General features: G+C 36.0%; 28 protein-coding genes. 13 read left to right on the top strand and 15 right to left on the bottom strand.

Annotation, left to right across the window (positions count from 1 at the left end; translation table 11 throughout):
• Positions 1-375 precede the first annotated feature (375 nt).
• Both AN34_RS01000 and AN34_RS00995 read right to left on the bottom strand, forming a co-directional pair.
• A complete protein-coding gene (locus AN34_RS01000; RefSeq protein WP_029281366.1) occupies positions 376-1014 on the bottom strand; it encodes an RloB family protein in 639 nt (212 codons plus the stop codon).
• A complete protein-coding gene (locus AN34_RS00995; protein ID WP_029281364.1) occupies positions 1004-2356 on the bottom strand; it encodes an ATP/GTP-binding protein in 1353 nt (450 codons plus the stop codon). Before AN34_RS00995 ends, AN34_RS01000 begins: the two co-directional genes overlap by 11 nt.
• Positions 2357-2873: 517 nt before the next feature.
• Here AN34_RS00995 and AN34_RS00990 point away from each other — a divergent pair.
• The 3 genes from AN34_RS00990 to AN34_RS00985 all read left to right on the top strand — a co-directional run bounded on the left by AN34_RS00990 (position 2874) and on the right by AN34_RS00985 (position 4058).
• Complete coding sequence (locus tag AN34_RS00990) at positions 2874-3164, top strand: YDG/SRA domain-containing protein (RefSeq protein WP_051666131.1); 291 nt, start codon at positions 2874-2876, stop codon at positions 3162-3164.
• A gap of 158 nt (positions 3165-3322) precedes the next feature.
• Positions 3323-3676, top strand: a complete 354-nt coding sequence (locus tag AN34_RS22075) for an HNH endonuclease (RefSeq protein ID WP_082468287.1) — start codon at positions 3323-3325, stop codon at positions 3674-3676.
• Complete coding sequence (locus AN34_RS00985) at positions 3663-4058, top strand: (deoxy)nucleoside triphosphate pyrophosphohydrolase (protein ID WP_029281362.1); 396 nt, start codon at positions 3663-3665, stop codon at positions 4056-4058. Before AN34_RS22075 ends, AN34_RS00985 begins: the two co-directional genes overlap by 14 nt.
• 263 nt (positions 4059-4321) lie before the next feature.
• On the opposite strand, the gene AN34_RS00980 is transcribed toward AN34_RS00985, so the two are convergent.
• The 7 genes from AN34_RS00980 to AN34_RS00950 all read right to left on the bottom strand — a co-directional run bounded on the left by AN34_RS00980 (position 4322) and on the right by AN34_RS00950 (position 9607).
• A complete protein-coding gene (locus tag AN34_RS00980; protein WP_051666129.1) occupies positions 4322-4978 on the bottom strand; it encodes a hypothetical protein in 657 nt (218 codons plus the stop codon).
• A gap of 4 nt (positions 4979-4982) precedes the next feature.
• Positions 4983-5612 carry a 7-cyano-7-deazaguanine synthase gene (locus AN34_RS00975; RefSeq protein ID WP_029281358.1) on the bottom strand — a complete coding sequence of 210 codons (630 nt, stop codon included), beginning with the start codon at positions 5610-5612 and terminating at the stop codon, positions 4983-4985.
• On the bottom strand, positions 5602-6927 hold the full coding sequence (locus tag AN34_RS00970; RefSeq protein ID WP_029281356.1) for a nucleoside 2-deoxyribosyltransferase: 1326 nt from the start codon (positions 6925-6927) through the stop codon (positions 5602-5604). The genes AN34_RS00975 and AN34_RS00970 overlap by 11 nt, the downstream gene beginning before the upstream one ends.
• Positions 6927-7301, bottom strand: coding sequence for a hypothetical protein (locus AN34_RS00965; protein ID WP_029281355.1), 375 nt, complete (start codon positions 7299-7301; stop codon positions 6927-6929). The genes AN34_RS00970 and AN34_RS00965 overlap by 1 nt, the downstream gene beginning before the upstream one ends.
• Before the next feature lie 32 nt (positions 7302-7333).
• Positions 7334-7813 carry a hypothetical protein gene (locus AN34_RS00960; protein ID WP_029281354.1) on the bottom strand — a complete coding sequence of 160 codons (480 nt, stop codon included), beginning with the start codon at positions 7811-7813 and terminating at the stop codon, positions 7334-7336.
• 1 nt (position 7814) lies between these two features.
• Positions 7815-9164, bottom strand: a complete 1350-nt coding sequence (locus AN34_RS00955; protein WP_029281353.1) for an AAA family ATPase — start codon at positions 9162-9164, stop codon at positions 7815-7817.
• Positions 9165-9253: 89 nt separating this feature from the next.
• Positions 9254-9607: a hypothetical protein gene (locus AN34_RS00950; protein ID WP_029281352.1), complete on the bottom strand. Its 354-nt coding sequence runs from the start codon at positions 9605-9607 to the stop codon at positions 9254-9256.
• Between the two features lie 361 nt (positions 9608-9968).
• On the opposite strand from AN34_RS00950, the gene AN34_RS00945 reads away from it, so the two are divergent.
• The 5 genes from AN34_RS00945 (at position 9969) to AN34_RS00925 (ending at position 16413) form a co-directional block, all read left to right on the top strand.
• Positions 9969-10253 (top strand): DUF3892 domain-containing protein, encoded by a 285-nt coding sequence (locus tag AN34_RS00945; RefSeq protein ID WP_029281351.1) that lies wholly within the window; start codon positions 9969-9971, stop codon positions 10251-10253.
• A gap of 88 nt (positions 10254-10341) precedes the next feature.
• The gene (locus AN34_RS00940) at positions 10342-11391 is read left to right on the top strand and encodes an HNH endonuclease domain-containing protein (protein WP_029281350.1); all 1050 of its coding nucleotides are present in this window, start codon (positions 10342-10344) and stop codon (positions 11389-11391) included.
• Between the two features lie 226 nt (positions 11392-11617).
• A complete protein-coding gene (locus AN34_RS00935; RefSeq protein WP_029281349.1) occupies positions 11618-13042 on the top strand; it encodes a DNA/RNA non-specific endonuclease in 1425 nt (474 codons plus the stop codon).
• 530 nt (positions 13043-13572) lie between these two features.
• Entirely contained in the window at positions 13573-14013 is a 441-nt protein-coding gene (locus AN34_RS00930) for a hypothetical protein (RefSeq protein WP_157263153.1), read from the top strand.
• A 660-nt stretch (positions 14014-14673) separates the two neighbouring features.
• Positions 14674-16413 carry an alpha/beta fold hydrolase gene (locus AN34_RS00925; RefSeq protein WP_051666127.1) on the top strand — a complete coding sequence of 580 codons (1740 nt, stop codon included), beginning with the start codon at positions 14674-14676 and terminating at the stop codon, positions 16411-16413.
• Between the two features lie 431 nt (positions 16414-16844).
• On the opposite strand, the gene AN34_RS00920 is transcribed toward AN34_RS00925, so the two are convergent.
• Genes AN34_RS00920 through AN34_RS00905 form a run of 4 tightly spaced genes read right to left on the bottom strand, consistent with a single transcriptional unit; the run spans position 16845 to position 20634 of the window.
• Entirely contained in the window at positions 16845-17324 is a 480-nt protein-coding gene (locus tag AN34_RS00920; protein WP_157263151.1) for a hypothetical protein, read from the bottom strand.
• Positions 17314-17883, bottom strand: a complete 570-nt coding sequence (locus AN34_RS00915; RefSeq protein WP_029281340.1) for an RNA polymerase sigma factor — start codon at positions 17881-17883, stop codon at positions 17314-17316. Before AN34_RS00915 ends, AN34_RS00920 begins: the two co-directional genes overlap by 11 nt.
• A 9-nt stretch (positions 17884-17892) precedes the next feature.
• Positions 17893-20307 carry an outer membrane beta-barrel protein gene (locus AN34_RS00910; RefSeq protein WP_029281338.1) on the bottom strand — a complete coding sequence of 805 codons (2415 nt, stop codon included), beginning with the start codon at positions 20305-20307 and terminating at the stop codon, positions 17893-17895.
• Positions 20308-20316: 9 nt separating this feature from the next.
• Positions 20317-20634, bottom strand: a complete 318-nt coding sequence (locus AN34_RS00905) for a DUF6249 domain-containing protein (RefSeq protein WP_029281336.1) — start codon at positions 20632-20634, stop codon at positions 20317-20319.
• Positions 20635-21189: 555 nt separating this feature from the next.
• Between AN34_RS00905 and AN34_RS00900 the strand changes: the two genes are divergently transcribed.
• The 5 genes from AN34_RS00900 (at position 21190) to AN34_RS00880 (ending at position 24551) form a co-directional block, all read left to right on the top strand.
• Entirely contained in the window at positions 21190-21378 is a 189-nt protein-coding gene (locus AN34_RS00900; protein WP_029281334.1) for a hypothetical protein, read from the top strand.
• 76 nt (positions 21379-21454) lie between these two features.
• Positions 21455-22450 carry a grasp-with-spasm system ATP-grasp peptide maturase gene (gwsG, locus tag AN34_RS00895; RefSeq protein WP_029281332.1) on the top strand — a complete coding sequence of 332 codons (996 nt, stop codon included), beginning with the start codon at positions 21455-21457 and terminating at the stop codon, positions 22448-22450.
• A complete protein-coding gene (locus AN34_RS00890; RefSeq protein ID WP_029281330.1) occupies positions 22440-22673 on the top strand; it encodes a hypothetical protein in 234 nt (77 codons plus the stop codon). Before gwsG ends, AN34_RS00890 begins: the two co-directional genes overlap by 11 nt.
• Entirely contained in the window at positions 22666-23688 is a 1023-nt protein-coding gene (gwsS, locus tag AN34_RS00885; RefSeq protein ID WP_029281328.1) for a grasp-with-spasm system SPASM domain peptide maturase, read from the top strand. Before AN34_RS00890 ends, gwsS begins: the two co-directional genes overlap by 8 nt.
• Positions 23676-24551: a beta-1,6-N-acetylglucosaminyltransferase gene (locus AN34_RS00880; RefSeq protein ID WP_029281326.1), complete on the top strand. Its 876-nt coding sequence runs from the start codon at positions 23676-23678 to the stop codon at positions 24549-24551. Before gwsS ends, AN34_RS00880 begins: the two co-directional genes overlap by 13 nt.
• Here AN34_RS00880 and AN34_RS00875 read toward each other — a convergent pair.
• Together AN34_RS00875 and AN34_RS00870 are read right to left on the bottom strand one after the other, a co-directional pair.
• A complete protein-coding gene (locus AN34_RS00875; protein WP_036676303.1) occupies positions 24540-25775 on the bottom strand; it encodes a glycosyltransferase in 1236 nt (411 codons plus the stop codon). The two genes, AN34_RS00880 and AN34_RS00875, sit on opposite strands and share 12 nt — an antisense overlap.
• Position 25776: 1 nt before the next feature.
• The gene (locus AN34_RS00870; protein WP_029281321.1) at positions 25777-26781 is read right to left on the bottom strand and encodes a hypothetical protein; all 1005 of its coding nucleotides are present in this window, start codon (positions 26779-26781) and stop codon (positions 25777-25779) included.
• Between the last annotated feature and the right edge of the window lie 43 nt (positions 26782-26824).

Raw genomic sequence — 26824 nt, 5'->3', positions numbered from 1 at the left:
CTGCTATAGAAACTTTAGTTGCTGAACATTGGTATATCAACGAACATAAGGCAATCTGCAACGAGGACTATTTAATTTTAACGCTTAAGAAGGTGGAAAAAAGTTATACTGCCATCCTAGCAGATGCTCAAAGAGATTTAAAAAACCATCGTTATCTAGAGCTACTAAACAATGTTGTATCTAAATAGCCTAAAAAAAGAGAAACAAACTGAAATTGCTTTAATAATAATCCAGTTCGCATATAGTGGTACCTTTAAAAAATCATACTACTGCAGCACTTTCAAGTTTGAACACTTTCAAAGTCATAATTCTTGCCGCACCATGGTCTGGGATATGAGCCGGGTTACCCATAACTTAAGTATTTAAAAGGAAAAACTAAATTAGCAATAAAGCACGATTTATTTCTTTCTCTACTAGGGGAAGAAATCGCTCCGCAAGGATGTATATTTCCGTTGTAGAGGGTGTATTAATGTTTATGTGGCTAGATTTCGTATTAAGAATCGCGGACTGGATAAGTATTGGATGTTTTCGACAATCAAACCCTCCAGGAAGAATTGTATTAAGTTGATTTTTCCACTCCATTGACTGCTCGTGCCCATCGAAGTTTGGGGCAGCAGAATTAGTATGGTAATACAACCACACTTCAAAACAAGGATTACTTTGAGCCACATTCCAACCGTACTTGGAAGCACCTTCCCTCAATTTATCAATTTTATCTCCCCATTGATCTGTGTCTATTGCGAACCAGACTTCATCGCCATCTACAAGTTGATACTGCGGCGCAGGATTTTCCTCAGAAGCTATCAAGGCTATCTGTGCAGCTGCTAATAATCCAGTTGGTGTATTGTCCTGCTGGTCGTCTGCTTCTACTGGTTCTATTCTAATTTGAGAATTTATCCCATTAAAATATTTGAAATATCTTGGTTCTGTTGAGCTCCCCTCACAAAAAATCAGAAACAGCTTAGCATCTTTAGCAGGCGCTACTCTGCTATAAAGTCTGGTTCTAGTCAACATATTTATGCCAATTTAGGTCCTGTAAATTTGCTATAAATGGAATTGCTCCATATCTTCCATTTAGATAGCCTTTTCTAATGTCAATGGTATTGTGCTCTTTGTATTCGCTAAGGGAATAGATGTTTGTCGACCCAACCTTATTTTTTTCTACAAACCATATCTCATCGGTCCTAAGCATGCGTTGATCTAAGAGATTAGACTCATGTGTAGTGAATATAAGTTGTCCTTTTGTCATCTCGTCTAACGAAAATTTTGAAATAAGTTCTTTAATGAGTATAGGATGAATGCTCCGTTCGATTTCATCGATGACAAATACCTTTTCTTCATTGATTAATCGATATAAAGCGGGGATGTACTCGATAATTCTGCGAGTACCATCAGATTCCTGTGAGAAACTGAAAGGCACGTTTTTATCCTCTTGTCCGTTATGCTGGAGAAAAAGTCTTTTAGTAACAATTTTGCCATTTTCATTTACCGCAAACAACTCATCATCCGCTGCTTCCAATTGCGCAATTTTCTTAGGATCTTGCTGCAGATTGGTAATTAACTCTTCAAACTCCTTTGCGTCCATTGCACCTTTGTAATGTTCTAAATCCTTTTTTTCTATATCTACGCTTGAGATTCCTGCTCCAATACTACATATGATATCATCTGCAAATTTCCGCAAAGCCGGATTCAGGTCAAAGTTTAAAGCTATATTAGCTGCTTTCATTGAAGGTGTAATGATAGTCAATTGATCATTAAACCAATTATATACCTGTTTTATTTTATCGAATCCCGCATTAGATAAAGATTCGACAACTTTGATCAGAGATTGATTCGGTTTCAACAGATCTTTACTTATCAGTCCGCTGAGGACTTTGGCTTCTGGATCGTGATAAAAATCTTCAAAAAATTTAACTTCGTTAACTTGATCTACAGATTTCCTACTAAAAATAAGTTCGTCATCATTTGTTTTTGGATTGATAGTACATAGGTACTCTTCGAGAACCTTTCCTTGGTCCATCGAGCAACTGTAAAAAAATAAAGAGCTTTGAAAATAAAATTCAATACCCATTTCTACAGGGAAAGATTGAGATATCTTAGACAGCTTAAATTTTCCTCTTTGCAAGGCTGTTGGAATATTACCGCTTAAGATAAATTGTTTTAGTAAAATTAATGCTTTAACGAGGTTTGATTTACCTGAGCCGTTAGCGCCATATATAGCAGACAGTTTTAATAACTCCTTTTCACCAATCTTATACTTGTGATGTTTCAATCTAGATGCCTGGCCGGGAATCATATGAAACTCAACCTCATCCTGGAAAGAAAATAGATTTTTGACGATAAGCCTAACTAACATATATGTGGTTTTTTCACAATTATAAATTAAAATATTTAAATATCGATGTATGAACGCTAATTAAGTATAAAAAGATGTGATAGTATCACATAATAGCAGAAATGAAACCTCCGTTAACATTGACATTTATAGCAAGTCAATATGTCTTCTAGACAAATCGGTCATATTTCGCTGACCACGGTTTTTCCCAGATGTCTCCCCTCGCTGGCGCAAGCGTGCCGCATGTGCATTACAATTTTATTTAGTGAGTTTATTTGCTAAAATTGTAAACACATTTCATGGCAAGGCGGGCCTGCCCATTCTGGGTGATTTTCCTGTTATATCAAATATAACTTATTAGATCTGTATTTCTAGAGAATTGGTTTTAGTAAAGTTAGGAAGGAAAATAAGAGGATTAGTTTTTTCATTATTAAATGCAACAAAATTAAACGCTAACTTTTAATGGCTAAACCAATAATATTTGGAGAGATAAAAGGGTATCCCAAAAGATTATCAATTTGAAGATAGACGAATTAGATTGAATGATAGTTTCCATAGAAACTGGGCCGGAGGGATAGATGGAACAGGGAAAACAGGCGTTGCCGCTATTGTACTTTCAGGGGGCTACGAAGATGACAAGGATCGCGGCGATACAATCATTTATACGGGCGCTGGTGGTAATGAAGGCGACAGTAAAAAGCAAACTAAAGACCAAGACTGGAATAACAGAGGCAATGCCGGATCATTAAAAAGTATGGACGAAGGATTACCTGTTAGAGTAATTAGGGGTGCAAAACACAAAACCCCATTTTCTCCAAAACAAGGCTAAAAGTACGCAGGCCTTTACAGTGTGATAGATGCATGGCAGGAGATCGGTAAAAGTGGCTTTAAAATCTGCAGATACAAGCTAGAATACATAGGTATTAATCCAAATAGGAAAACCACAGAAGAAATAGAACTAGATTATGCTACTAAGGACAAAAACGTATAGAGAGCGTCGTTTTAAGAATAATTCGCGACACCAAAATAGCAAGAGAGGTCAAACAGCTCTACAATTATCAATGCCAGATATGCAATGAAACCATCATTACCAAAGTTGGCCGTTATGCCGAAGGCGCACACATTAAACCGCTAGGCAAACCACATAATGGAGATGATAATTCAAACAACCTAATATGTTTGTGCCCTCACCATCATGTAATGTTTGAAAAAGGGCTATTTTCTATTTCAGATGAATTTAACTTGTTAGGCGATGTAGCTGGAAAGCTAATTTTTAAAGAAAAGCATAAACTAAATTTATTAAATCTAGCCTATCATCGCCTTGCTCATGGATACAGTTAGGGTTGTTTGCGGTATTATTTTCAAGGAAGATAAAATACTTCTCTGCAGAAGAAAAGCTGAAAAACCTCTTGGTGGTTATTGGGAATTCCCAGGCGGAAAAGTTGAGCCCAATGAATCAGAAAGCGATGCCCTCATGAGAGAACTAAAGGAAGAACTCTCAGTTAAAGTTGAAATACAGAAACATTTTAAAACCATTTTTCATAAATATCAGCAGGTTCAAATAGAGCTTATAGCTTACTGCTGTAAGTTTATCCAAGCCGATTTCACCTTAACTGAGCATGATGCTATCCAATGGGTAAAAAAAATAGAACTACTCAGTTTCGATTTGGCGCAAGCGGATATACCTATTGCTAAGGCGCTTATTGCTCTAAAGCAGTATTAATCTAAAGCTTCTGAATCTTAAGAAAATTATAAGTCAATAAACACTAATAGCTATGAATTGTTGCATGTAACGATTGACAATACAAAATCAATAATAACACTAATAAAAAACGGTTAGAAACAGAATTTTTATTAAGTACAAAAAAACAAGTAAGCCAAGAAATGAGAACATGTCAACAGTACTGGAATGATGCTTCGAGATTGGCTAGTAGAATGTGTAAGAAACTTAGCGAGCCGAATCGAAGAGTTTAATGGTGTTTTAAACTAAAGCGCCAATTCAAGTTGGGATGTATTTTTATCTAAACTCCGCTCAGCATTGGACATATATTTCCAAATACTATAATCCATTGAAGATCTAGAAATTTGGAGGAAGTCAGCTGCGAATTCGACTACTTTTTTTGTGAACGCGTAACCTTCTGGTTTTACATCAGCCATCTCCACGAAGGCATAGATATGTCTATCTACGGCAACAGTATCAAAATTTAAAAGCTTGAGTGTGTAATCTACAGTTTTGGGTCCAACACCATTTAATTTTTGAAACTCCTCACGGTTATTAGCATTCATTAGAAAAATTTTGAAATCCGCGCAGGTGTTGATTTCATTTGCTAAGGCAAATGAAATCAATCGCTCCAACCTATTAATCTTGATACTATTTCTCCACTTGATTATAGTTTCTAATCCCCAGGCTTCAATTGCATCTCTAAATTTTAGTACCGTATCAGCCTCAGGGTAATTCAACAAAACTCTTTGGACACGCGGCTTAACGACAGACTGATAATTTAATCCGGCTTGCAAAGTAATATCAACAAATAGTGCACCAATGTGTTGGTAGCAAAATTCTGATTCTACATACAGCGTTTCAAATGTGTCAAGACCACCAATATAATTGGCTAACTTTCTAGCTTCAAAAACTATTTCCATAAATTTATTCTGACTCTATTTTCCTGATTGCTTCTAATCTATCTACGCAATTCGGGCACGCGCCGCAAGGAATAACTGGAGATGCTTGGCAAGAAAATGTAGCTCCGATATTAGCACCGAGTTCAATTCCTATCTTTGCAACCTCATATTTTGAAAAATATCTAAAAGGCATATTAATTTTTACCGAGCCATAATCTGCTAACATATTTTCCATCTTATCGAAAAATTCATTCGAGCAATCAATTTCTTTAGCATGATTACTATTTATAAACGCGGAATAAACATTTGATAATCCTAAGTTTTGTGCAAATGTAGCACCAATTGTTAACATTAACACATTTCTGTAGGGAATATATAAATCATCGGCAGCAATTTCTTCCTCCCAAAGATTAGCGGGCTTAATAAAACGAGACTCAGATCTCGAGTAAATCGACTGGATGTCAACATATTCTACTTTACCCTTATATGACTCGGGCAAAACCGTTTTTAATGTTTCAAATTCGGTATCTGCGCAGTGCTGGCCATAATTTAAAAATAATGGAACAAAGTCTATTCCTTTATCCAGTAACCAGTATGCCATTGTTGTGGAATCCAATCCACCTGAAGCCAATAAAATGCCGTCCTTACTTTTCATTATTTTTTATTTTTGCACTCTCGATAAAAACTTCCGAGATGATTTCGTCTAAATCATCTGAAATGAGATTAGGTAACTCGGTAAGCATACAATTTTCAGCTTGGTTATAGGGATCGTAAACCATTGTTGGAATTCCTCTGGCTGATGCTAAGCCGATTTCAATTAATGTGCCTGGATCATTGTATAATAACACGGCCACTAACATCGAACACTCGCCTAACAGTGTCATATCCTTTTCAAATAGCTCTTGCTTACGAGTTTTGCTTGCTCCTTTCTCCATGAGTCCATTTTCCACAATCGGTCTCCTAGGTCTAAAATTATGGTACAATAAACTATTCTCAAGCAAATCTATGGGTGTTTTATCTACATGATCAAAATCGGGAGCAGCAATATATATACTTATATCTTTTCTTTCTTCCCAAGTTAAGGAAACACCGCCCAACTTTGCTAATTCAGCTATATCAGATTTGAGCGTTCGCTCCACACCCTTTTTAAAATCGTCCGGATAAGACGTAGAGGCATATTCGTAAGCAATCCACGAAGATAGAACCAACGCGTTAGTACTTGACATTGTAGGTTGGTTTGATATGAAACAGGTATCGAACACATCACCGACGCCGACAGAGTGTTGGATTGGCGCTGTTTGAGAAGCTGCAGAAAATAGTTCATTTGTTTCAAATACAAATCCACGACTCCCCCCTCTGTTTTCCTTCAGGATAAGTTTTTCTACGTATGTTTTAAATATGTTAGCGAAATCGAGGAAGTTATTTTTGTAGTATTTCTGAAAAATTGCGGATGAGGTTGAGATGAATAAGCTGCTCACTTTTTTTTCCAAATTTTTGAAGAACTCAAGGTCACCTACATTATTAGCTACATCCATGTGAATCTTTCCAGGAAGCCTTGAAATCAGATCTGCTAGATCGTAATTTCCGGATATAAGCAGCGTGTCTGAAAGCTCTTTTTCAGCTAAGTAACTGATATTATCATAAATATATTCTATTTTGATTTCCTCGCGCAATAAAAACTCATACCCCTGATTACCTATTTCTTTTGGTTCTTGGATCAAAAATATATAAGGAGCACCAGTTACTTCCCCAATTTTAACGACCTCTTCACAATCATGTGCTTTCAAATAATCTCTAATTTGATCATCGAGATAACTTGGAGCAATATAGCCGACCGAATAAGGAATATTTTGTGCCCATAATCCTCTTGCTGCATGAACGATCCCACCCATTCTTAATTTTGTCTCTTGTTGTTTCGATCTAAGTGTAACATCGACAACAACATCTCCAATCAACAGTACTCTTGACATTATAGTGGCACGATATCTACTAAAACACTTGGGGTAGGCGTGTTTTTTGAACTTGAAATAGACCCTGCATATTGAAAACCGTCGTCTAAACAGGTTCTTAAATAGTTGTACTTTGTTGGAAGATAGCCTATTTCTTCACCGAGTGCAGTTTCAACAACTAATCTACTTCCATTGAAGGCGACCTTGACACCTCCCCCAGATGCGGGAACTACGCCATAGTTGATGAAATAAAAACATCTGCTTACTTCTTCTAAATTAGCGGAAAAACCTTTTCCGCATTTATCGACACCGCTTGCTCCCCCGTTGTTGTCCTGTGGCTGCGTAGGCTTCCTTTTAGAATAATCGGAAAATGATCCTGATCCTGTACTTCCCATAATCGTTTTGAGTTTGTTAATTTTATATTTTGTTATTTTATTTTACAAGGTTTGCATATGTCTGCAATATTATTGTCGACAAGCAAGGTTTTATTGTTATTGGAACCTCTAAAAATTTTGGGTCGATCATTTGCTCTATTAAAGAATTGCTCATGTTTGAAATATTTATAGGCCCGTTGATCAAGAGAGCAAATTAATTTGGCTTTGGAAACGATAAGTAAGGCTACCAAATGCTGATCATCAAAGTCTGGGTGAACGATTTTGGTAGATATATTGGTTTCCATTTGATCAACTGCCTCGTCACTTACCCTGATTGCTTTCTGCTTATTCTTTAGTTCGTTAAATATTCCTACGTATCTCTTATTTATTTCAATTAGATATTTCGTGCCTCCATATACAACTTTACCTTTTCCAGAAAAAATCCAATCAAATACCGGTTTAAATGCCGAATGATTGGCGGAGTTTACATCAAATACTGATGCTAAGCTATTGGTATCAATGATAATGCACATATCAAATTCGTAATAAATTCAATTGTTCTTTAAAGAAAAATTCTCGAAAATCATCTGGTTGATTCTCACTATAGGAACCGTCTGAGCCAATACCTACCAGTGCAAAATCATTTCGTTTGTCTGATCTGGTAAAAAAAACAACTTGGCTTATATTTGTCTTCACAGAGCTTTTATCCTTAAGTGAAGCATTCAACTTGATGCGAAACCTGTCGATGATGTAATCGCTGTGTGTTTCGAGGATAAAGTTTTGCTCATCCTCTACGTGAGATTTATAGATAAATTCTCCAAGTGCAGCCTGGGCCCTAGGATGCAAATGAGTTTCAGGTTGTTGACCAACAATCCAGGATTTGTCTGGCCTTGCAATCGTCTCTACGACTAATGGCAAAACTTGTGATACACCGTATCCCACGTTCACAATATTGAGCATTTGATGAGTTGTGGTACTTAAAGAAAATTGAAGTTCGAACCCATTAGCTATGTTCTCCCGGAATTCCATAATTTCTTCTTTATTAACTGTTGGGCTCTTCACAATTAAACTTTCAAATAACCCACTATCTTGTCCGAATTTTGATAATATTTTCTGGACATCTGGATTAGGCATAATTTCCCTTAAAACTGAAGGTATATGAGTACCTGTTGGCTCAAAAACTAATGGTTGTTGCTCATAAGTTTTAGTCGGAGACGCCACAGTCGGTGCGAACCAAGCCATAGTGTTTAAAATATTTGGGAATCCAATTTTTATGGAATCAAATAGCTCACCGTTATTCGCAGAATTGTGTTGTTCAAAATTAATTAAAGCCTGAAGTTGAAAAATTATCTGTGTTAAAGATTTACTATCTGGCACTACTCTTTTAAAGGCTTTGTTAATCAAATTATTACTTTCGATCCAGTCCTTGAAAAACACTTCATCATGCTCACTCCTCATTGCAATGTTGTCGGACAATATATATCTATACTTCAAAAGATCTTCTTCAATCGTTGCCTGAAGTTCCAATCCATTTTCTATATACCTAATCTCTTTTACAAGGGGGAAATTTGTTCCTTCGATAAATCGAAATTTATATCCACAAATTTTATCTAAGTCGTTTTTTTTTCGGTCAATAAATCCAATTTCAAAATATTCTTTGTTTGTTATGATCGAGATTATCTCTGAAAAGGTCCCTAAACTGGTTCCTTCTTTTTCTTCACCAAAAACATTATGTCTCCAAAAACTTGGTGAGGATATGATGCCAAGTAATTTGAGAATAGACGTTTTGCCGGTACTGTTTTCACCAACAAAAAAATTGACATTTCTTAATGGTAAGTACTTTGCGTTAAAACCTCTAAAATTATCCAGGTATAAAATTGGCATGAGAGAATCAATAGTTTGGTGTTTATAAATATATGATATCTGGAAATAAAAGTGAAGCGAATAATGATGAAAGTTTAACTAAATCTATTTTATTTAAACAGATTAAACTCAAGCTGCTGTAGCCTGTTAAGATATAAGGTATAATCACCAGGCCTGTTATTCTGTATACTCATTCTATTGGGGAGCATTTCCTGATAGTATACACTTAAAAAAGCCCTAGCGCTATCATCAAAACTACTCTTTTCCAGTGCGAAATCAATTGAGCCCCTTTGTTCATCCGTAGGGTCATTCACTGCTAGAAGTGACCATTTTTTTGTGGTTAGGGTTTCTTCCAGTATTGCTATTGATTTTGGTCTTAATGCAATCGCCTGATCCAGGCTAAGCAATTGGCCATAAGTTACTGTGCTGATAATAACCAGAATGATGGTAAATAATCTTGTCATGGTTGAGATAGGGATAAGCCGTGCCTGTTTAACAATGAAAAATATTTCTTTCGCACATGGAGCATGTACGAAGTTGTGCTTGGCATAATAAAATTGAGCGTTGTTGGGATCATAGATGAAATGGTTAAAGTAATCGTAATATCTATTAATATCAATACTAATAAATGAGTAATTAATGATTTCTGCTATTTACTTCAAAGGTATTTTATAGATAATTTATATTATCACGGGAAACCGTAAAAACCAGATGTTTTGAGTATTTAATTTGGCTCTTAATTTTTATTAAGGGTAGAAAATAGAAATGCTTAGACAAGGAAGATACCGTGGGTTCGCACAGCGCGAAGAATTAATAAACTTTAATATGGCAACTAATTTGCAAATTTCTTGCATCAACAAAAATGATCGGACTAGCGCTTATGAACGTATCTCATCGGTAGGTGGGCTCAAAGCAGACGGCTCTCGGTTTAAATTCAGTTTAACAGAAGCGATTAATCACATTGAAAATGGAACGTATACGTTTCACACCAATGTAAACGGTCATGTCAGAAAGGTTATTGTAGCAACCCGCTCAGGTGTAAAATACCTGAAAACGGAAGCAGACAGTGATACCCCTGATAATCTATTGAGCTTGAAAGAATGCCCTTAAAACAAATGAAAACTGGCGGATCAGTCCGTCCAGTTTTCTATCTAAGCAAATTTGATCTTCACAAGTTATTGGATATCTTACAGCCCAAATGATTCCTAATCACGAACGCCTACCTGTAAACCTCTTAGCTGCTTGTTTTAACAACACCGCTGCGGCCTATAAATTCTACTGGTTTCTGGCTATTTTAGAAGAGGTAGAAAATGGGCAGTATCATATCCCTAAACAAAGGTTATTTACCGGAATGGTTGCCACCAGTTGGTATACCATTAATTATTTTAAAATTAGTTTTGGTAAGCAGGATCAGTTACACGTTAAGGTAGAGGAAATTGCAGCGGCTGAAGAAATCAATATTGATGAAGATCGAAACAAGATTAAGCAGCGAATAGGTGGTAGTAATAGTTTACTTACACAAAAGATGTTGTGGCATTTTGATAAGCAGGTGCCACATCGATTTTTAAGTCCCTGGTTTCCGGCTATCGCTGAAAATAGAAGCGCCGTTTACCAGGCATCGCAAACATTTGAAAACGATTGCTTATATGCGGTAGATCAAACACATGTTATTATTAATCCCATCTGGGTAGATTACTTCAGCGCAAATGCCGGCATATTAAAAAGCTTTTGTTATTGGAAACTCAGTTTATACTTACAAAAGCATAACCCCAATGTACCAGATATCCCGAATAAGTTAATTAAACCTGCCAAAAGAAACAGTTTGGTAAACCAGCGCAAGGTATGGGATGTGGTAATTGAGGAATTGGGTGGTGTAGATTGTATTTATACCAACCAGAAACTACACAAGGGCGATTTTGCAGTTGAGCATTTTATTCCCTATGCTTTTGTATCGCATGATCTGCTTTGGAATTTGATACCGGCTTGTCCTTCTTTCAATAGCTCCAAATCGGATAAGCTGCCGCAATTGGAAAAGTACTTTGATGCTTTTTATGGTTTGCAAAAAACGGCTATCGAAATTATGAAATACAGAACGCCTAAAGAGAAGTTGCTCGAAGATTACCTGATCATCTTTCCCGATCTGGAAAATGTAAAGGAATTGCCCGATGTGTATAAGCTGAAATTTAAAAGTACAATAGAACCTTTAATCACCATTGCCGGCAACAATGGGTTTGAATTTATGGTTTAAGCATCTTTTGGTTACTTGCCAGATGACCTGGTTTAATTCCTCTGTTTTTTCTGCAGTTTTTTAATATTCTTTTGAAGGGATAAATGGTATGGTGCTAGGCATAGTTTAGCCATTACAGCCAAAATAATACAGATAAATAAGTTTAATAAATATCTTTCTGCCTACTTTTGCAGCTCTCAAATGAAAGTCTATCCTTAACGCAATCACTAGACGTTAAAAACAAACCATGAAGATTAAAAACATCTTGATCTATTCCGGATTTATCGGAATCCTGACCTTATCTGCCTGTTCGAAAAAAACAAGCCTCGGAGAAGAAACACCAACCACGCCGCCAAAAGCTTACGCCATTACGGAAACATTCGAATCGGGAGCAAAAACAGCCTACGCTTTAGATAGCGTTCAGCTATTAACGGGAAAATGGACTTTTAGTGATGCATTATTGGGCAACCTTGCAGCAGATGCTAAAAATGGCGCCAAATCTGTTCGTTTAAGAACAGGTTATTTATCGATGAATTTTGATGTGGCAGGTACTAAAATGCTTTACGTTTCACATGCCAAATATGGAACAGATGCCAATTCTACCTGGCAACTTTTAGTTTCTACAGATGGTGGAAAAACCTATACCCAGCTGGGTACCGATATTGCTGAAACCAGTACGACACTGGTAACAGACTCTTTTAAAGTGAGTACTACCGGTAAAGTGAGGTTCCAGATTAAAAAAACAGGAACGACAAGGATTAATATAGACGATATTATATTTAAAGGAACGGGCGACCCCGGGATTACAGTTGGTGCACCGGATACAGACACGGGAGATAATAGTGGTACTACTGCCCCGAATCCAGGCAGGGGAACACCCGAGGCGGGTGCAGATGCGCCACCTGCAGGGGGCGATAATTCAAATTTATTATTTGGTAATCCATCTGGTGCGACGGCATCTGTTGTGGCTTCAGAAAATTACCTGATTGATCAAAAATATTATGTAGAAAGCTACAGCATGACAAGAGGCATACCAAACTGGGTAAGCTGGCACCTGGACCCCAATAATTTCACCGGAGCAGCCACCAGAAAAGATGATTTTGCATCCTTTACGGGGTTACCGGCCAACTGGTACCAGGTACAAAGCAACAGCTACTCAGGCTCTGGTTTTGACAGGGGCCACAACTGCCCAAGCGGCGACCGCACCAGTTCTACCAATGCGAACTCGGCAACATTTTTAATGACCAATATGATTCCGCAGGCGCCCAATAATAATCAGAAAACATGGGAATCATTTGAAAGCTATCTTCGTGGGCAAGCCTTAAATGGATATGAGGTTTATGTGATTATGGGCAGCTATGGTACGGGTGGTGTAGGTTCAATAAGTGCATCTGTAGTGAATACGATCAACAACGGAAAAGTAACCGTTCCGGCAAACGTTTGGAAAGTGGCCGTACTGCTAAAAACCGGAGACAATGATGTTAGTCGTGTAACGTCTTCCACAAGGGTAATCGCCATTAATACTCCTAATAGCAACACGATTGGTGCGAACTGGAAAGATTACATTGTATCTGTGCGTGATATTGAAAGCGCAACAGGCTACAATTTGTTATCTAACCTGCCACAAAGCGTACAGGATGTGGTGGAGAAAGTGAAAGATAGTGGCAACTAAAAGTTATAGGTGCTAAGGATTCATTGATTCACCCAATAATTTTTTCAATTTTATTAAAGCCATATCATCACCTGATATGGCTTTAGTATTTTATTTGCTTTCGAGTTCAGGCCTATGAAGGTGATGATGCTTTTTATGATGGAGGTTGGCTATGGGTAGGTGCAACCTGAGGTAGAGAAAGCATGCTCAAAATGGATAGCCCTTGCCGTCAAATTAGCCTATACTTCAATCTTGTTATTGATTCACCATGCCTTTTTTCAATAAACTTATCTGTGGGGAGCATTCAAGAACTTAAATGATTTCAAAGTTTTAAATTCATTTTGCTTTTTTTCTAATTTTACATACCTTGTGTAAACATCATCAGGCACTAATAGCTATGCGCTGCATGACATCATCCCTAAGCTTAAGATTTTCACTTAAGTAAGTTTTATCCCAAATAAATGAATGTTGTTTCTGATTTATGGTGTAAATATAACTATGCCATATATCGAAAAACAATACAATAAAAATCTATCTATAATTAGAATGCAATGGGCGCTATCAGGCTTAGTTTCAAAAAAGGACGAGACGATTGGGAATATGGATACATTACCCTACTGACATTGATGGGTGCCTGTTTAATTCAGCACCCCAAAAAGCAGGAATTATGGTTGCTCAAATATAGTGATCATCCAGCATTACTGGAGCTGCCACCCCAATTATACGCCGGTAAGATAGAACTAAACCATTTCCTAACAATTTGTTTCATTCAGGCAACCGATTTGCTTTCCAAATTACTTATTTCAGATCGGGAAGAAGACAAATTGAACTTACTTTCTTTTGTAGCCAGGTATTCGACCCGTTTCAAAAACCTCTCCACTTTCGAAACCTACTACCTCGCCTATTCCACTAAGTTAATGACCTTCACTAAAAACGAATTTGATAAGGAGCCAGCGTTGCGCGGAAAGCTAGACCATTTACTAAATCCTTAATAAGCAAATGGTGCCAAACTTCAATTTAGAATCGGTCTGTTGTCACAGAATTAGGGTAATTTTTTGCACTTTTTGTCACAGAATTAGGGTAAATGTATGTTTTGCTGAAATGTTCGCGAAAATCATTTATCAATTTTCTTGATATTTTGTAGCTGGTTGTATTTAGATGATTTTTCTTGTGTTAAACGCATTCATTTCGTAAATTTGAGTGTCAACATTTGAGCCAATAATAGTCATTTTGACAGTTGGTGAGTCGAAATTGTGTTTTACAATTATTTGATAGTCAGAAAGTTATTTAAATAAAAATTGTTCTGGTTTCGTCGGGACCACTTCCTTGGATTCAAACCAGAGCATTGTCACGCAAATCTTTGATTTTCAAGACTTTGTTTTGGTTTTTATAACGCATTAAGACTCATAGTTGTTCATTCTGAATGACTGGTTTTAGTGAGACGAATATTTACTATTTCTTGTAAAGCGCTGTAGGTCAGTGGATTGATTGAAATATCAAAACCAGAATTATTCCGAAATGTTCTGCTTTTTTAGGATTCTATTTAGACAACACTTTCCCACAGCGTGTTTTTTGGAATACAACATGCTAATAATTCATATGCTTGCAACCTTTTTAGCCTACACCTCATCTTTATTGAAATGTCCTTCAATATGCAAAAAAATATCACTTCCCGGTATGCTACATTAAAAATTTCTTTCCTTTTTGTCCTCGCTTCTTTTTATATTTTTGCGATTAAAGTCCGGGCCCAGAGCGAAGGATTACCAGGAAAAACCATAAACGCACTTACCGGGCTGCCAGTTCCTTTTGTCAGTATTGGCATTAAAAACAAGGCTATTGGTACTGTGTCTGATTCTTTAGGACGTTACATCCTGAGCTACCGCCAGGATGAAATCTCAAAGACAGATTCGCTCATTTTTTCCGCAATTGGTTTCCACACGGTAAAGATGGATATCAGGCAATTTTTAAACGGGAACAAGGCCATTATGTTAAAAGAACTGCCGCAGCAGCTTAAAACGGTAAAGATCAAGGCGGAGCCAAGAAAAATGAAAAGCTATGGACGCTGGTCGGCTAGTCTTGTTTTCTTTCCTGCAATGTACAAAACAATACCTAAATTCAGTGATGAAAAGGGCCGTGAACAGGCGACCATTCTCAAAATAGACCCGGATGTTTACTTAAGAAAACTTAATTTCGGCATCAACAAAAGACATTTTAAAAGCATAAAGCTTAGATTGAATGTATACGGAATTAAAAATGGAATTCCCGATCACTCTTTGCTGGATAAAGATGTAGTGTTCGATGTGTCTGGCTCATCTGAACAGGGAATGCCAAAGGTTCAGACCATAGATTTGCGTCCTTATCAGATCGAGATAAAGGGAAGAAAAGAAATTGCGGTCTCCTTGTCTATTCTTGAACTCCAGTCTTTACCCGGGGATACGAGCAGGCAGGCATTTTTTATACCGTCATTCCCCAACCCATTGCGCTCGAGCCTTTACAGGATGAAAAGTGAAGCGACATGGCAAAAAGTTTCCAGTTCCCATTTGCTTATTGGCATAGAAGTATCAACCATGAAAACAAAACAAGTTGAGGAAGAAGAACAAAAAGAGCGAAACCTGAATGAAATAACGAAAATTGATCCGGAGATATCCAGGGCATTGTATGGAAACAACAACGGAAAGCGCATCAAGGTAGCAGACGGAGAAATCTATTATGAGACATATGGAAAAGGTAGTCCACTCATTCTGCTACATGGAAACAGCGAGAGTATCAGCTCGTTCAGAAACCAGATAGGGCCGCTATCTGCGCATTATCAGGTCATTGCCATGGATACCCGGGGACATGGGAACAGCATCAATAGAAATACAAAGGCCTATAGCTATAGGCTTTTTGCGGATGATTTAAAGGCGGTGATGGATTCCATCCACATCCAAAAAGCGAGTTTACTGGGTTGGAGTGATGGCGGAAATACAGCCATTGAGTTTGCCTTGAAACACCCTGAAAAAATAGATAAAATGGTCCTGATGGGCGCAAATATTTTTCCGGGCACCAGGGCCATAAAGGAAGATATCGTCCGGATGTTTGAAAAACGTAGAGATAGCCTGATGAAACTTAAAGATGCAGGATCTAATAACCAATTGCGACTCACTCAACTGGTATTGCAGGAACCGCAGATAAATGCAGATGACCTGGGTAGGATAAGCATGCCTACACTTATCCTCGCTGGAGAATCTGATGTGATAAAAACCGAACATACCCTATTGATCCACGCGCTTATCAAAAGTTCGAGCGCACAAATCATAGCAGGTGAGGATCATTATCTACCACTGAAAAACCCAGGCCTTTTCAATAAAGTTGTATTTGATTTCCTTGCCGATAAGTCAGAGGTTCAATGATACAATGAAAAATTTATGGCATGTTTGATTATTACCGGGGAGATTTATTTTTTACCTTGATTGTGCCATAAAAAAAGTCTTAGAGGTTTAGCCGACCATTAATTTGATTCCAGCTAATTTAAAAGCATTTGAAGGAAATTTTTGATCAATGACTATTATTATGCAAAAAAAACGTTGAAGATGAGGACGGCTAATCTTATGTTTTAATTATAATAATTGACATCAAGCCACGGAATTAAAGTCTTCAACGTCATACATCCAATTCACTATTTAACCTTTCGGTTGTGATCAAAAAGAGAATACAGGCGCAATAGATTTCGAATCTTATCTTAAGATAAGATATATTCATGAGTACATAAATATGGTTTCAGTTCCAATCACCTTTTCTGTTTAGACTTTCAGCTATTGCCGATAGCTTAGAATTCATGGTATTATGTCGGCTTGCTATCACCGATAGATACATTTCCCTTGGAATATCGATGATCAAACAAAATGGCTATGAAAAAGCTAAATGCGAATGTTACCATTAGCAACATATAAATTCTTGTGCTTGAAAACCCATATTCGAATACTGGACGTTTAATTGTTACATTACTATAATTTAGTCCATATACCAGTGCAGTTATAAAAATTAAAAATAAGCAAACAAACAGACTAATTATTACCCTGTTGTCAGCACGAACTGCTTTACTCGGTAGCGGTACCGAAAGACAGCGTTCAAGTGTAGCATCCAAAAAATCATCTGGAAGTTTAGGAATGGTGTCTTCCTTTAAAGCCATAATGACCTCTTTTATAAGCATAAACTCGCGAAACAAATCTTTGTCATCATTAAGAAGTCTCTCCATTTTTTCTCCATCGGCTACGTTGAACTTGCCCTCGACATAGTCCCAAAGCTCATTTTCATCTTTCATAAAACTCATTAATTTCGGTTTTATCAACCCTCTTAAAAATATCTTTTAACATTTTTCTAGACTTAAACAATCTGGCTTTTAAATTATTTATCGTGATGCCAGTAATTTCAGAAATCTCATTTAGTGACTTTTCCTCTAAATAATACAACGTCACAATAATAGAATCTTCTGGCTTCAGTAAATCTATTGCCTTCTGGATAAATATTTTCCTCTCCTTGATTTCGATTAAGCTGTCTGAGTTAATATCATAGTCTGAATTATTCCAATTATCCAGCGACGAGGACCTTTTTTGTTTTTTTTTCAGGTAATCAAAAGATTGCCTGAAGGCGATTGTAGAAATCCAAGTGCTGAATTTAGCATCACCATTAAACTTTTTTAAGTTTTGGAAAGCTTTTATAAAAACATCTTGTGACACATCCTTCGATTCATCTTCATCTTTAATTATACGGTATGCTACAGTGAAAACAAGTTTTTGATATTTCTTTATCAGAACCCCAAACAGTTCACGGTTTCCTCGTAAAATTTCACTTATAAGATTTTGATCATCTTGGACAGCCATGCTTATATCTTAATTTCCAATTTTAACTCTTCTTTTTTCCTCATCAACACCTGTGCCTTTGGGCCTTGACATCTTAACTGTCTTTTTACCTAATTTATAGGCCAATGTTAATTTTACCTGTCTGGTTTCAGCCTTTTGGTGTATATAAATTTGTACATTTTGATTATAAATTCTTCCAGCTGTCTTTACAGTATTGAAAATATCGGTAGCAGAGAGCCCTAAGTTAAGGTTGTTCCCAATAGACTTTCTGAATCCTAGATTGAGCGAAAAAATTGGTTCAGTAATTATTATTCCATATGCTGAAGGTGACATGTACATTACGTTTATTTCACCCTGTAAACCCTTATAAATATTCATTTGTGTACTGGAATTTAGGGTAAAAGTGAGTTTAGAATTCGCACTGGTTGCAGGTTCCACTGCAGCAAACTTATTGTAATAAATGTTCGCATTTACCCTGCTGTTGAGGGTCTTGGAAGATATGACCGGGTAACTCATTGAGAAGCTATAGTTTTTTAATGAGCTAATATTTTCTGTGGTAACCATTGTTGCTTCACTATCAGCAGTTTTCCGGTAAATTACAGAAGGTATGTCTACAGTATGTGTATAACCTAATGATAAAAAAAGTTTGTCGTTAATTGTTTGTGATAACTGAAAACTATTTGAGATAGATGGTTTTAAATAGGGGTTTCCCTGTTCGAATGAATATTGGTTATAAAAAATTATAAATGGGTTCAAATCGCTATATAATGGTCTGTCTATGCGCTTGGAATATGAGACCTCGGTCCTTCCTTTTTTTAACAGGTTATAGCTGAAAGAAATAGTAGGAAAAAAATTAAGGTAGTTACGATCAACTACTGAATTTGACGTTAAAGAATTAGCCTTTGAGATCGTCTGCTCAGCCCTTAATCCCAATTCATATTCAACTTTACCCAGGGTTCCTTTTCCTGTGGCATAATAAGCATTTATTCTTTCATCATATATAAAGTGATTTGTCCTGGAGGAGTCTACTATAAGTTGATTAGGCTGATATCCAGCATCCGAGCTAAATACGAAGTCATTGTCAGTTTTGGTACTACTTAATTTCAAACCAGTTTCTAAAGTTAAAATCTTATTTACAGGAATTGTCAAATCTAATTTTGCTGATTTTATATTTATTTTTATAGGCAGCTGATTTGATATTTTATAAGGACTTGTTAATGATCCTATGAAGTTATTATCAATAAAGCTATTTACATCTCCTAGATAATTCGAATAATCAAAGTTTGCGCTGAGGTTAACCTTTTTTAAAAGCAAAGATGTATAATTAATGTTGTATGAATTATTCTCAGAGTGGTTTTGTGTATTACTTCTGGCTATAATGCTAGAGTCGATAACTGTTGTTGTTCTGCCAATAAGTGTAGTATTTAGGCCATTTCCTGTACTCCTGTTGTTATAGCCATTAAAAATAAATCCAACTACATTATTCGAATCTATTGTAAAATCAGCGCCAACTTTAAAGTAGTTGTTTTTAGAATGGCTTAAGATTTCTCCTCTCTGGTCGAATACTATTTGTTTGTTGCTATTTTCATCAAAAGTTCTTATTTGATCTGGCCGATAGATGTTTTTATTATTAGAATAATCATAAGATCCAAAAAGTAAAAAACGCTTGAACCTATAATTGCCTGAAAAGCTTGCATTGTACTTTAGGTTCTCTCCATATGAAATTCCTGATGTCAAGTTACTATTAAAGCCTAAAGTTTTATCTTTTTTCGTTATTATATTTATAATTCCTGCACTTCCCGACGCTTCATACTTAGCCGGAGGAGTAGTAATAATTTCTACCCTATCGATATTTGCGCTGGGTAGGTTTTGAAGCATGTTGGTCAGTTCTCCTGCTGAAAGACGGGTCTCCCTACCATCTATCAATACCAGTGCCCCAGGCCTTCCGCCAATAGCAATTTTATTGTCTGGAGTTAGCATAACAGATGGTGCCTTTTGTAAAATATCTAATAAATTATCATTAGATGCAATGATACTCTCTGAAACATTTAAGACAATCTTATTTAATTTTTTTTCGATAAATGGCTTCTTTGCTTTGATATTGACTTCATTAAGTACATGGTTTTCACCCGTAGACTTGAGAACGATGGAGAAATTTACTTTTGTCGAATCCAAGTTAATAGTGGTCTGTATAGCGCTATAACTCACATGAGTGACTTGGAGCCTATATTGCCCTGGATTTATATTAGCGATCGCGTAATCTCCTTGGAGATTTGAAATAGCAGTTCTCTGCAAAACCGAATCGATGCTGAAAAGCATGACCGTCGCTCCTTCAATTTGATCGCCAATATTCGATGTTATTTTGCCTTTTAGTTCCAAGGGAAGTTTGGTTTGACCGAATAAACCATAATTTATAATTACAGTTAATACTACCGAGAGCATCATTCTCATATACTATTGCTTTAAGGTTAATTTTTGAGATATAATAAGAGATATTCCAGCACAGATGGGGACAATAGAAAAATAAATTGGCTCGTCACTAAGATTTGGGAAAGCCAGCTCTGAGAGGAGAAAGGACAGGAACATCCCGATTCCAATTCCTATTAACAAACAACTTATCTTATAGATTGTAAAAGAAGAGTTCTTTCTGGGTTGATAATCTGCACCTTTTTCAATCATGGCTAATTTTTCCTTATTATATAAGTATCTAATACTGAAAAGGAAAATTAAAAGGGCTAAGGCCATTAATACGATCATGAAGTTATTATCCATATTGCTTTTGTTTTTCTAATAAGACTTTACAATCCGTTCCGTGGTTATTTTTATTTTAATTATTTTACTTAAGATGTAATAGTTTAAGTTGTCGATGTAATATTATTGAAAATACATGGAAAGTTTATAAATATGTAATTTGATGATTGGTGCTATTACATAAAGTATTATCTAAGTATACATGTGGGTTTGTGGTAAACCTATTCTTAAATAAAGTTTGTAGCGCATCTTAATTTCAAAATTCCCATCCGATAGCTATAATTGTAGCTATATGTTATTTCGCAACATATTTAAAAATATGTTGATTGTCATTGATTTACAGTGATTTATTTTGTTTTTGGTATATGATTATGTAAAAATTAAGATACATGACCTGCATGTTATATCCGATATATTGCGTATACGTTGCATTAAGCCGCTTTTGTAACAGTAAGTTTTTTTACAATGATTTAATATTACATAAAAGTATTTATTAAGTTACATGTGTGTTGTGGAAAAAAAATAAAACAGCTATATTAGTTTTAATTAATTAATTCTCAACCTAAATCCACTAACATGGAAAAGAACAAAAACCAAAATGAGAACCAAGCAGGTTCTCTTAATGAATTCAGCGCTCACAAATTGAGCTTAACTAGTACTGTTAAAGGTGGTAACGGACTTGATGAGTCTTTATCAGCTTCATCAACAGTTACCTCTACTGGCTACACTGCTGGTGACGACTGGGATTTCCATTTCGAAAGCTAGTGTTAGTTGTTAGTTAAACAAAAGGGCCGCTCTGATGAGTAGTCCTTTTGCTTTTATATCGAATTAGATACAAATTATGGTTCTCATTTTTAGCAATGACTTTGAAGTTAACACGCCAAATGTCATTGATTGGCTTATACACTACAAGGCCGAATATATAAGGATAAATTTTGATGACGGTTTCACCGAAGAACTAAGCGTCAATATAGATAATAGTACACCGACGCCAGAATTTGTAATTAAATACAAAGGTAATGAGATCAACTCGAAAGATATTAAGTCATTTTGGTATCGGCGGGGATCCATCCCGCCCTTAAGGAAACAATCTTCTACCAATATTTTTAACTCCAGGATTTTTAATAATAAACTAGCATCCTATCTTGAGTTGGAATATAAGGTTTTGGTACAATTCATGCACGACTTGCTTGACGACATCCCCATTAGGCTGGGAAGCCGTTTGACTGCCAGTGTGAATAAACTGAAAGTTCTTAAGCTCGCAATTGAAATCGGAATACAGGTGCCTGATACTTTAATTACGACATCAACGAGTAAGATCAGGGTACTTAAAAACAAACATAAAGGAATTATTACCAAGGCCATTGACAACCTTTTTATTGCTGAAAAGTTCGGAAGGAGAATGTTGTTTTACACCGAAGAACTCAGCGAGGCCACTATTGATGAACTTCCAGAGACAATATTTCCTTCACTAATCCAGGAAAAACTGGAAAAAAAATATGAGTTGCGAATTTTTTATCTGAATGGTGAGTTTTATCCCATGGCGATATTTTCTCAACAAGACGAAACAACCACTGTCGACTTTCGCAATTACAACATGCAAAAACCGAACCGGACAGTTCCCTTTAACTTACCTGAAGCAATTAAGGAAAAACTCACAATACTGATGGATAGACTATCCCTGCAGACTGGTTCAATAGATATTGTGGTGACAACAAAAAATGAATATGTTTTTTTAGAAGTCAATCCTGTTGGACAGTTCGCACAAGTCGCAGGTCCATGTAACTATCCATTGTACAGAAAAATAGCTCAATACCTCTCAAGTTATGAACATTAAGGAATATCTTAATATTGCAAAAGAAAAGTTCGCTGGACTTCCTTCAAGTTTCAAGTTTTTGTTCCTTGTGAAATTTGATAAGGCAGTAAGTATGAAAATGAAATCCAAAAGGTATGGGGTTAGTGTTGATGCTTACCAGAGTGAAACTTATCAGCCAACTGGTCATTATAAGAACATTTCAAAGATAGTTGATTACAAAATAATTCAAGAAAAGAATGGGTAAAGTATTTAGGCTATTTGCATGTTGTCTGCTGGTTAAAGGAGTGAAAAGAGCGGTAATTTGTGATCTTCAGAGAGATAGTATGTATTTTGTAACAATCCCATTTTGGGAAATCCTGACCAATACTCAAGACTTGTCAATTGAAGAAATTTTGGAAAGTTATAGTAACCAAATTGGCGAAGAGGAGATCGTAGCCTTTTTTGAGTCTTTAGTAAATAAAGATTTGGGATTTTGGACGGATGAGCCTGAAGTTTTCCCCCAGATCGAACTCACATGGGAAAACCCTAGTATAATCACAAATGCGATCATAGATCATAATGACTCTTATCATCATAATTTCGCATTGATTTTTTCTAAATTAGAACTCGTCGGATGCAGAGATGTTCAGGTTCGCTGTTATGATTACCTAAGCCTTTCTGAATTACATAGTATTTTGGAATTACTGGAAAGAAAAAGAATAAAGTCTATTGAATTTATTATAAAATATAATAATGAAATAGATATGAAAGCCATGTTAATTTTAACTGAAAAATATTTAAGAATTAAATCAATAATTGTACACTCTGCACCTCAAACAATTACACATAGGTTTACAGGCCAAAGTGAAGTCAATATGGGAAACATCATAATGACAGAACAGGTCATCGATTCCAATCGTTGTTGCGGAATAATAACTCCCGACTACTTTCTGGTAGGATTACCTTCTTTTACAGAGGGGCTCAACTTCAACTCATGTCTAAATCGGAAATTAGGTATTGATATTGATGGTTCTTTAAAAAATTGCCCCTCTATGAAAAAAAGTTTTGGTAATATCTACACGGATGATATTGTAGACGTCGTGTCAAGTAGCGTATTCCAAGAAACATGGAGGATTAATAAAGATAAAATTACAACCTGTAAAGTATGTGAATTCAGATATGTGTGCACAGATTGCAGAGCTTTTTTGGAGAGTGATACCTCATTGGAAAAACCGCTCAAATGTAATTATGACCCTTATTCTTTAGAGTGGAAAAATTAGAAATTTATTACCTTATTTTGGTACATAAAAATGCCGATCAGACTATAAGACTGATCCGGAACCTGGATGATACCGGTGTTAAATTTTTTATCCATGTTGACTTGAATAGTGAAAGTGTTATGGCGGGCTTACAGGTATACAAACAAAAAAATCTATTTCTGTCTGATAAAAGATTTGAAATTAGGTGGGGTGGATTTAATATAATTAAAGCAACAATTGCCTTAATACAACAAGCTATTGATCATGCTTCCTCAGAGCGAGCTTATTTTGTTTTACTAAGTGGTCAGGATTCTCCGATTAAAAAGACAGGGCATATTAGCAGTTTTTTGAATTTCTCCTATGGTAAACAATACATTCAGCATTCCCGCATGCCATCCCTTAACTCCTGGGGGAAGAGTGGCGGAATGGAACGGATCCACTTCAACTGGTTTATTGATGAAATTGGAGGAAAAAAAAGTTTAGCGCTCGTTAAGGAGCAGATAGAGAAAAAAGATTATCGTGCGATTAATTTTGTTCCCTACGGTGGTTCACAGTGGTGGTGCTTAAGTAAGCAATGCGTTGAGTTTATCTTAGATAGTTTAAAAGAAGAAAATCTCGCGATATATGAGTTTTTCAAAAGCACCTTGATTCCTGATGAAATGTTCTTTCAGACGATACTGCTCAATTCATCATTTAAAAAATCAGTAGCCAATAATAATCTCAGGCACATTGATTGGAAATCCGGACCGGATTATCCCCGGATTTTAAAAAAAGAAGATTTTAAGGTAATTAAAAGAAGTAAGAAGCTGTTCGCCAGAAAATTTGATAAGGATATATGTGAAGATATTTTGCTGATGATCGAAGATAAAATCTTAATCAAATAAGCCAATGATGGTGTGATAAACATCGTCAATCATTAAATCTTCATCAAACTTATTTCGGATTAATGTACTGCAGTTTTCGGCAAGTTCCCAACGTTTTTGATCATTATGAATTAAAGAATTCATTTGCCTGGCCAGCTCATTAATATTGATAGTCATCGCATAGTTTTCCTGGTAATCTACTGTAATTTTTATAGCGGTATGCTCGTGATCGAAAATTTCTCCAAGACCATCTACATCACTTACAATCAGCGGGACATTATTTATCATCATCTCAAGCGAAACATAACTACATTGTTCAAAAAGAGAAGGCATAATTCCCAGGTCGGCTGCCCTATAAAACAGTTCCAATTCAGGTGAAGTCAGATGTCCAGTGAAAATAATCTGATCCCAAATCCCATAACTTAGCTGGTGGCACTCGTTAAAATTTCCATCACCTATAATGACTAACTTAGCATCTTTATTCGTTTTAGCTATGATTTGGAATGCTTTTATTAAAGACATTGTCCCCTTCTCATCGGTTAATCTACCGACGAACAGAATTAAGAACGAAGCGGTATTAAAGCCGATTTTCTGCTTTGCTATAAGCTTTTCCTGTTTAGTAGGAAAGTGATCTGCCGCTATTTTGATGCTATTATAAATAACACATGTTTTACTCAGAGCTAGTGAATTGTATATCCTAAGAAATTCCTCTCTCCCGTAATTAGTCACAAAGATTATCTTATCTGATAAGTCTATTAATTGTGATTCTTTTATGGAAGACTTAATAGCATGCGTTTTGGTTTCATTGAAATATTTAAAAAAGATTTGCCTATTAGTTGTATAAAGGAATTTCCAGTCTATGGAATGAATAGTTGATAATATTTTGGCGTTTAGCTTTTCTTTAAAAATTTCCGCAACGAAATATAGACCTGCATAATTGATATGTAATACCATTTTATTTCTATTTACGAAATAATCCGATAGTATATCAGCTACCCTATTTACGTAAACTCTATTGCTTCGTTCATCCTGTGTCAATGGTTTTAAGCTTGGAGCAGGAAACCTGTAAAGATGAATATTATTTCGCTTTTGATATTCGAACTCCAAACAATGATCATTTAAATGAATTATATGCACTGCAATATTTGGTTTGGATTTCAAACCATGGATAACATGCTCTATATAGGTGCCAACCCCGTAGTTTAATGGCATAGAACTTAACTTAACAATTAAATAATTAACCATCTCAAATGATATAAAAAGATAAAGTATCTGAATTTGCCTGATCTACTTTGTCTAATAAAGTTATTCCAGCCAGGCAAAGTCCGTCAGACAGTGATAAATTATGTAGATTACTGGTTATGAACTTGTCGTAAAAGTCAGTATTGATCCCTTTCTCAATTAGTTTCATTTCAAAAATTTCAGGGATTTCAATTTCAAAAAGCTTTACTAAATGATGGAATCTTATGCGTTCTACATCGCTGAAAATATCCAGCTGCGATACTAAATATCCCATCATATTCAAGGCTTCGCTTATCCAAAATGTTTGTTTCGAGTTTAAGCCAGCAAAACAAAAAGTAATCATTTCGCTAATTGATATAGGTAATTTTTCATCAATGCAGATTCTATCCTTGAGGCTAGTCTTTAACTGAAACCACAGATCCGCTATGATCTTATTATGCTGACTATTGAGTTTAAAATTCTCAGGTATTTTGTAGAATATGGATAAGATTTTAATAGTCAATTGCCTTTCGGTAAAAATTAAGCATTCGGGTTTAGAAATTGACAGTTTCTCCGCATGGTCTAAAAGTTTGTTCAATATAGCCGATAGCGAATTTTCGAAATGGCACCCATCCTTAAGCCTATTGACCATGTAAGATCCGGTTTCTGCCAGATAAAATAAATCATTGCTCTGTTCGATTGTACCAATAAGTATTTGATCTGACTCTTGCAATAAATTATTTAGGTCTATTTTTATAAATTCTTCCCTGGCAATATGTGTGATGCTGGATGAGATTTCCATGAGATCAGGTGCTGACATATTGTTTGTGCCGACCTGAAATACGACTTCCATCAATTCCACGGCAAGATTATAATCGCTTTTGTTCTTAAAATATCTTGAATAGTGAAATAATAACATAGCAGTACCCATCAAGCCCGACTTATAACCAAGATTTCTTTGGTTATTGGCGTTTAGGTATAAATGATTTCTAATACGGCCAAGCAGGTATAATATTTCACTTCGATCCATAGCCTAAACCTTGATATTCTTAAAGGCCATTAGGTAAAATGTC

The organism is Pedobacter sp. R20-19 (assembly GCF_000708265.2).
Classification (GTDB): domain Bacteria; phylum Bacteroidota; class Bacteroidia; order Sphingobacteriales; family Sphingobacteriaceae; genus Pedobacter.
Note: the sequence above shows the minus strand (reverse complement) of the source record. Positions and strands in the feature narration are given on the sequence as shown.

Coding starts and splice junctions, on each gene's coding strand:
- gwsS (WP_029281328.1), top strand. CDS start 22,666: ATGGGTAAAGTATTTAGGCTATTTGCATGTTGTCTGCTGGTTAAAGGA.
- AN34_RS00935 (WP_029281349.1), top strand. CDS start 11,618: ATGAAGATTAAAAACATCTTGATCTATTCCGGATTTATCGGAATCCTG.
- AN34_RS00985 (WP_029281362.1), top strand. CDS start 3,663: ATGGATACAGTTAGGGTTGTTTGCGGTATTATTTTCAAGGAAGATAAA.
- AN34_RS00945 (WP_029281351.1), top strand. CDS start 9,969: ATGGCAACTAATTTGCAAATTTCTTGCATCAACAAAAATGATCGGACT.
- AN34_RS00995 (WP_029281364.1), bottom strand. CDS start 2,356: ATGTTAGTTAGGCTTATCGTCAAAAATCTATTTTCTTTCCAGGATGAG.
- AN34_RS00955 (WP_029281353.1), bottom strand. CDS start 9,164: ATGCCAATTTTATACCTGGATAATTTTAGAGGTTTTAACGCAAAGTAC.
- AN34_RS00925 (WP_051666127.1), top strand. CDS start 14,674: ATGCAAAAAAATATCACTTCCCGGTATGCTACATTAAAAATTTCTTTC.
- AN34_RS00915 (WP_029281340.1), bottom strand. CDS start 17,883: ATGGCTGTCCAAGATGATCAAAATCTTATAAGTGAAATTTTACGAGGA.
- AN34_RS00965 (WP_029281355.1), bottom strand. CDS start 7,301: ATGGGAAGTACAGGATCAGGATCATTTTCCGATTATTCTAAAAGGAAG.
- AN34_RS00875 (WP_036676303.1), bottom strand. CDS start 25,775: ATGGTTAATTATTTAATTGTTAAGTTAAGTTCTATGCCATTAAACTAC.
- AN34_RS00900 (WP_029281334.1), top strand. CDS start 21,190: ATGGAAAAGAACAAAAACCAAAATGAGAACCAAGCAGGTTCTCTTAAT.
- AN34_RS00870 (WP_029281321.1), bottom strand. CDS start 26,781: ATGGATCGAAGTGAAATATTATACCTGCTTGGCCGTATTAGAAATCAT.
- gwsG (WP_029281332.1), top strand. CDS start 21,455: ATGGTTCTCATTTTTAGCAATGACTTTGAAGTTAACACGCCAAATGTC.
- AN34_RS00910 (WP_029281338.1), bottom strand. CDS start 20,307: ATGATGCTCTCGGTAGTATTAACTGTAATTATAAATTATGGTTTATTC.
- AN34_RS00930 (WP_157263153.1), top strand. CDS start 13,573: ATGGGCGCTATCAGGCTTAGTTTCAAAAAAGGACGAGACGATTGGGAA.
- AN34_RS00950 (WP_029281352.1), bottom strand. CDS start 9,607: ATGACAAGATTATTTACCATCATTCTGGTTATTATCAGCACAGTAACT.
- AN34_RS00970 (WP_029281356.1), bottom strand. CDS start 6,927: ATGTCAAGAGTACTGTTGATTGGAGATGTTGTTGTCGATGTTACACTT.
- AN34_RS00905 (WP_029281336.1), bottom strand. CDS start 20,634: ATGGATAATAACTTCATGATCGTATTAATGGCCTTAGCCCTTTTAATT.
- AN34_RS00980 (WP_051666129.1), bottom strand. CDS start 4,978: ATGGAAATAGTTTTTGAAGCTAGAAAGTTAGCCAATTATATTGGTGGT.
- AN34_RS01000 (WP_029281366.1), bottom strand. CDS start 1,014: ATGTTGACTAGAACCAGACTTTATAGCAGAGTAGCGCCTGCTAAAGAT.
- AN34_RS00975 (WP_029281358.1), bottom strand. CDS start 5,612: ATGAAAAGTAAGGACGGCATTTTATTGGCTTCAGGTGGATTGGATTCC.
- AN34_RS00920 (WP_157263151.1), bottom strand. CDS start 17,324: ATGAAAGATGAAAATGAGCTTTGGGACTATGTCGAGGGCAAGTTCAAC.
- AN34_RS00890 (WP_029281330.1), top strand. CDS start 22,440: ATGAACATTAAGGAATATCTTAATATTGCAAAAGAAAAGTTCGCTGGA.
- AN34_RS00940 (WP_029281350.1), top strand. CDS start 10,342: ATGATTCCTAATCACGAACGCCTACCTGTAAACCTCTTAGCTGCTTGT.
- AN34_RS00960 (WP_029281354.1), bottom strand. CDS start 7,813: ATGTGCATTATCATTGATACCAATAGCTTAGCATCAGTATTTGATGTA.